Genomic DNA, 5,000 nt, shown 5'->3' on the forward strand with positions numbered 1-5,000 from the left:
TAAGCAACAAAACGCTAAACAAGAGGATTCGTCTCAGGATAAGCAGCAAAGTGCTAAACAAGATGACCCTTCTCAGGATAAGCAACAAAACGCTAAACAGGATGATTCCTCTCAAGATAGGCAACAAAGCTCTGGAGGTAATAGTATTTATGACTTTACAAAACCAGAAAAAGATCGTATTCATTCTTTACAAAATTTAATAGAGAAGCTGAAAAAGTCTAGTGATTTTGTAAATTATCATACATCCGACGATGAAACGATGCCTTATTGGATTTCTTACTATCGCCCTTCACTTGATGGAGAAAAATTACAAAAGTATTTAATGCCCACTCTTTTAGAACGACCTAACGCATCACTAGAAGAGCTTAAGGAACATATCCCGATGAGCGGCATTACAATTACGAACGACTTACAAAAAATTGAGGATATGGTTTTAAAGGGGCATGCGATTATTCAATTGAATCAGCAAGATCAAAAATGTATGCTTGCAAACATTGCAATTGATAATTATCGTGCACCAACCCCTCCTTTAAACGAATCAACTGTTATTGGTCCGCAAGAAGGTTTCGTAGAGGATATTGATACAAACATTAATTTAGTTCGAAAACGTCTTCCTGTTTTAGATTTACAAACAAAAGAAATGATTATCGGCGAGTTTTCCAAAACAAAAGTTGTCATGATGTACTTAGACAACCTTGCTGAAAAAGATAATGTAGATTTTCTAGAAGAGTCATTACGCGCTCTTGAATATGATCAAATTAATGATAGTGCTTATTTACAAGAATTAATGGGTGAAAAATCGATTTTCCCTCTCTATATCAATACAGAACGTACTGATAGAGTTACAAAAGCACTAATTGATGGGAAAATTGCTATTTTTGTTGATGGTTCTCCGAGTGTTTTACTAACACCTGTATCCTATTTCGATTTTTTCATTTCACCAGAAGACTATAACGTCTCCTGGATGTACGCTACATTTTCAAGGATTTTAAGATTAATTGCCGTTCTATTTTCAATTTGCGCTACACCGTTATACGTTGCAGTTTTAAATTATCATTATGAACTTATTCCGAGTGATTTACTTGAAACTTTAATTTTATCAAGAGCACAAGTACCGTTCCCGCCTTTAATTGAAGCTCTCTTTTTAGAACTTGCAATTGATTTATTAAGAGAAGCCGGCGCAAGGTTACCGATGAAAGTTGGTCAAACGCTCGGTATCGTAGGGGGTATCGTAATCGGGCAAGCATCTGTACAAGCAGGTTTAACGAGTAATATTTTATTAATTATCGTTGCCTTATCAGCACTCGCTTCCTTTATTACACCTATTTATAAAATGGGTAATGCGGTTCGATTACTACGTTTCCCGTTTCTCATATTTGCAGAAATAGGAGGACTTTTCGGTATTTCACTTGGATTTATCTTTTTATTCACCCATCTATTTAGACTTACTTCTTTACGCAAGCCGTACGCTTTGTTTTATCCAACAAGACAACAATCTGTTAAAGATTCTTGGATCCGTTTTCCTTTAACAATGATTGATACAAGGGATGTACAAGCAAGGCCACAACATGTAAAAAAAGCAGCGAAAGGAATTTCAACAAAGCATAGATCAGACTTTGATGATTAAGAAATGAGGTGCATTCGATGAGTAAAGTTCAAGAAAAATATCAAATATCTCCTATCTTTGTTTTCTTCTTAATTCACGGTGCACAGTTCGGTGCTGGCGTTCTCGGCTTCGCTCGAATCATCGCAAAGGCCGCTGGATACGACGGATGGATGGGAGTTATAATCACAGGAATTTTAATCCACATTCTTATATGGATGATGTATGTCTTATTAAAAGAAACAAATGGGAATTTAGTTGATTTACATCGGCAAACATTTGGAAAATGGCTAGGAAATGGCATTAGCATCATCTTTATGGCTTATTTTTTAATCGTTAGTATTTCAGTCATCCGAACATATGTTGAAATTATTCAAGTATGGATGTTTCCTACCGCTTCTACCTTTATGTTAACACTCTTTTTATGCTTAGTTAGCTATTACATTATCTCTTCTGGATTTCGTGTAATTACCGGTATTTGCGTCATCTCTGTTGGTGGTACATTAGGATATTTATTTCTAAGCTTATTCGTTTTGAAATATTCACATTGGGATAATTTACTACCTATATTCACACATTCTTTTTCAGACATTTTAAAATCCGCTCAACTGTCAATCTACAGTATGACCGGTTTTGAGATTTACTTCATGGTGTATCCATTTGTGAAAAAGCCTATGCAATCTCATAAATACGCTCAGTTTGGAGCACTATTTTCAAATCTTCTATATTTATTTAGCACCCTTTTAGCCTTTGCATTTTTTAGTGAAAAACAATTGTTAAAAACGATATGGGCCCAACTTTCTATGACCCAAGTTATTCAATTACCATTTATAGAAAGACTCGAATATATTGCAATTTCAGGCTATGCACTCGTTATTATTTCAAGTTTTATCCTCCCTTTATGGGCGTCAATGAGAGCAACTCATGAAATATTCCGTGTAAAACAAAGGGGTGTTTTAATTGCTTTTATCTTTATCACTCTCATTGTTTCGCAACTTTTAACAAACAGACACGATATTAATAACTTTATTAGTAATGTATCAAAGGTTAGTTTTTGGCTCATTTATGTATACATCCCAATCCTATTTATTATTGTGTGGGTGAAAAGAAAATGGAAAAAATCAAAAGCACAAGCAAATTAATACTTATTTCTTGTATAACATTCTTCAGTCTAATTGGATGTTTACAAAAAAATATTATCGACGATGTACAACTTATTCAAGGATCCGTATTTGACGTTGCAAAAGATAATAAAGTAAAAGTGACATTCGTTTGTCCCATTCAAAAAAAAGGAAATAAAGTTCAAGTTTTTGAAGGCAGTGCAAATGCGGTAAAACAAGTAAAAGCAGACACATCTTTAGAGTCTTCTCAACCTTTTGCTAGTGGACAAATGCGTGTCGCTCTATATACGATAAGACTTGCCAAAACAGGAATGTCTACTTCATTCGATACATTACTCCGAGATGTGAATATAGGGAACGCTTTATATGCTGCTTTATTAGATGGGAATGGTACTGAACTTTTAAAAGGCAAATATTCGACTTCATACAACGTTGCAATTTATATAAAAAAATTGCTAGAACATAACATGGAGACCGGACCTTTACCAGCGGATAATCTACATATAGGAGCATTTCGCTATTATCAAGAAGGAAAAGACTACTATATTCCCATTCTAAAGAAGCATGGTGATAAAATAAAAATTACCGGAATTGGCCTTTTTAAAAAGGATAAATATATCGGTAAAATTGCGGAAAAAGATATGTTCATATTTAAAGGACTATTAGAGAAACATAAATTAGATTCACATGAATTTAAAACAGATTCTGCGTACGTAATGATTAATAATATTCGTTCTGTTCCAACTTACGATATAAAAATTAAAAACGGAAAGCCTTCTTTTTTCATTCACGTTCGTCTTGATGCACGTATTCAAGAACTATCAAAACAAATTAACTTAGAAAATAACAAGAACACAAAAAACATTGAAAAAGATGTACAAAAACAATTAGATAAACAAGCTGCTAAGTTAATTAAGCAATTTAAATCTTTAGGCGTCGATCCTCTCGGGCTAGGTGCAAAGTATAAACAACATTATCGCCCATTCAAATTAGAAGAATGGAGACAAATGTATAAAGATGTTCCGGTTCATATAAAATACACCGTAAATATTACAAATTCTGGTGTTATTGAATGAGAAATGATTGAACTCCTCTCTCCAGCATGATACAACGGAGAGAGGAGTTTTTTATTATCAAATAGAGAGAGAAGATATTTATGGGGGAGCTTATGTCTAAAAAATTAGTAAAGCCTATTTTAAATGGTATTTTATTTCTCGGCGTCTTTTTATTTGCTCATACATACTTAAAAAATGTTTCCTTCACACGTTACTTACTTGTCGTTATACCAATGTTACTCGTCGGTATTTTTGGCATCGATCTTATTTCATCGCTTTTAATAAAAAAAGAAGAATAACGAGCGAACATCTTATTTCGATAAGATGTTCTTTTCATTTCATAATCACCTTATGTTACAATAAACTTCGGCATAACGTAAGAAAGGATGAAACAACATGACAAACGAAAAAGGTTTAGATAAAGGATACGAACTTGTTGCGAAAATGCATGAAGTATTCGGACATCCTGTGACAAATACTCCAACAAAATTAACAGAAGAGCGTGCAAAAATCCGTGCAAGTTTTATGCAGGAAGAACTAGAAGAATTTCTAGAGGCAACGACTGTTGAAGATCAATACGATGCACTGATTGACCTTATTTACTTTGCATTCGGAACGTTTGCAGAAATGGGCGTACGTCCAGATAAAGGATTCGAAATTGTAAACAACGCCAACATGGCAAAACTATTCCCTGATGGGAAGCCTCGATTCCGTGAAGGCGACGGTAAGATTCTAAAGCCAGAAGGCTGGCAAGCACCGGAACCACAACTTCGTGCTGAAATTGAACGTCAGCGTCAAGAAGCTGAAAAAAACTGCTAGGATTTCCTAGCAGTTTTTTATTATGGCTTTTTTTCTGCCAATCATTAATGACCCACGTGCCCTGCGTGTCCTGCTGCTCCACTAATACTAGCTGCTCCTGCTGCTGCCCCTGCTCCTCCTGCTCCAATTCCACCTGTCCAAGGAGAAGATTGTTGTTGTTGTTGATATTGCTGATATTGTTGGTGCTGTTGGTGCTGTTGACCTTGGTGTCCATGATGTTGACCTTGGTGTCCATGATGTTGGCCTTGGTGGTGATGTCCATGGTGACCATGTTGGCCTTGGTGAGTTTGATAAAGAACAGCTTGCGGATGAATGTGGTGGTGACCGTGGTGATGTACTTGTTGCCCCTGATGACCATGTTGACCTTGATGATGGTGATGACCATGATGGCCGTGTTGACCT

Annotated in this window: 5 protein-coding genes and 1 pseudogene; 5 read left to right on the plus strand and 1 reads right to left on the minus strand. The window is 35.5% G+C overall.

The window, feature by feature from the left end; translation table 11 throughout:
* From HMPREF2590_RS27000 to HMPREF2590_RS27020, 5 genes are all read left to right on the plus strand, one after another.
* On the plus strand, positions 1 to 1,627 hold a 1,627-nt coding region (locus HMPREF2590_RS27000; RefSeq protein WP_083325447.1), incomplete at its 5' end, for a spore germination protein.
* 17 nt (positions 1,628 to 1,644) lie between these two features.
* The gene (locus tag HMPREF2590_RS27005; RefSeq protein ID WP_000049055.1) at positions 1,645 to 2,745 is read left to right on the plus strand and encodes a spore germination protein; all 1,101 of its coding nucleotides are present in this window, start codon (positions 1,645 to 1,647) and stop codon (positions 2,743 to 2,745) included.
* A complete protein-coding gene (gerHC, locus tag HMPREF2590_RS27010; RefSeq protein WP_000411387.1) occupies positions 2,715 to 3,800 on the plus strand; it encodes a spore germination protein GerHC in 1,086 nt (361 codons plus the stop codon). Before HMPREF2590_RS27005 ends, gerHC begins: the two co-directional genes overlap by 31 nt.
* A gap of 92 nt (positions 3,801 to 3,892) precedes the next feature.
* Complete coding sequence (locus HMPREF2590_RS27015) at positions 3,893 to 4,078, plus strand: hypothetical protein (protein WP_000038781.1); 186 nt, start codon at positions 3,893 to 3,895, stop codon at positions 4,076 to 4,078.
* Between the two features lie 97 nt (positions 4,079 to 4,175).
* A complete protein-coding gene (locus HMPREF2590_RS27020) occupies positions 4,176 to 4,598 on the plus strand; it encodes a pyrophosphohydrolase domain-containing protein (protein ID WP_000180554.1) in 423 nt (140 codons plus the stop codon).
* Between the two features lie 44 nt (positions 4,599 to 4,642).
* Here the strand turns inward: HMPREF2590_RS27020 and HMPREF2590_RS27025 are convergent.
* Positions 4,643 to 5,000 (minus strand): annotated as a pseudogene (locus HMPREF2590_RS27025) (hypothetical protein); the annotation flags it as partial.

It is taken from the genome of Bacillus sp. HMSC036E02, from assembly GCF_001836235.1.
Taxonomy (GTDB): domain Bacteria; phylum Bacillota; class Bacilli; order Bacillales; family Bacillaceae_G; genus Bacillus_A; species Bacillus_A cereus.

Excerpts from the sequence above, each read along its gene's own strand:
- HMPREF2590_RS27005 (WP_000049055.1), top strand. The coding sequence starts at position 1,645 with ATGAGTAAAGTTCAAGAAAAATATCAAATATCTCCTATCTTTGTTTTC.
- gerHC (WP_000411387.1), top strand. The coding sequence starts at position 2,715 with ATGGAAAAAATCAAAAGCACAAGCAAATTAATACTTATTTCTTGTATA.
- HMPREF2590_RS27015 (WP_000038781.1), top strand. The coding sequence starts at position 3,893 with ATGTCTAAAAAATTAGTAAAGCCTATTTTAAATGGTATTTTATTTCTC.
- HMPREF2590_RS27020 (WP_000180554.1), top strand. The coding sequence starts at position 4,176 with ATGACAAACGAAAAAGGTTTAGATAAAGGATACGAACTTGTTGCGAAA.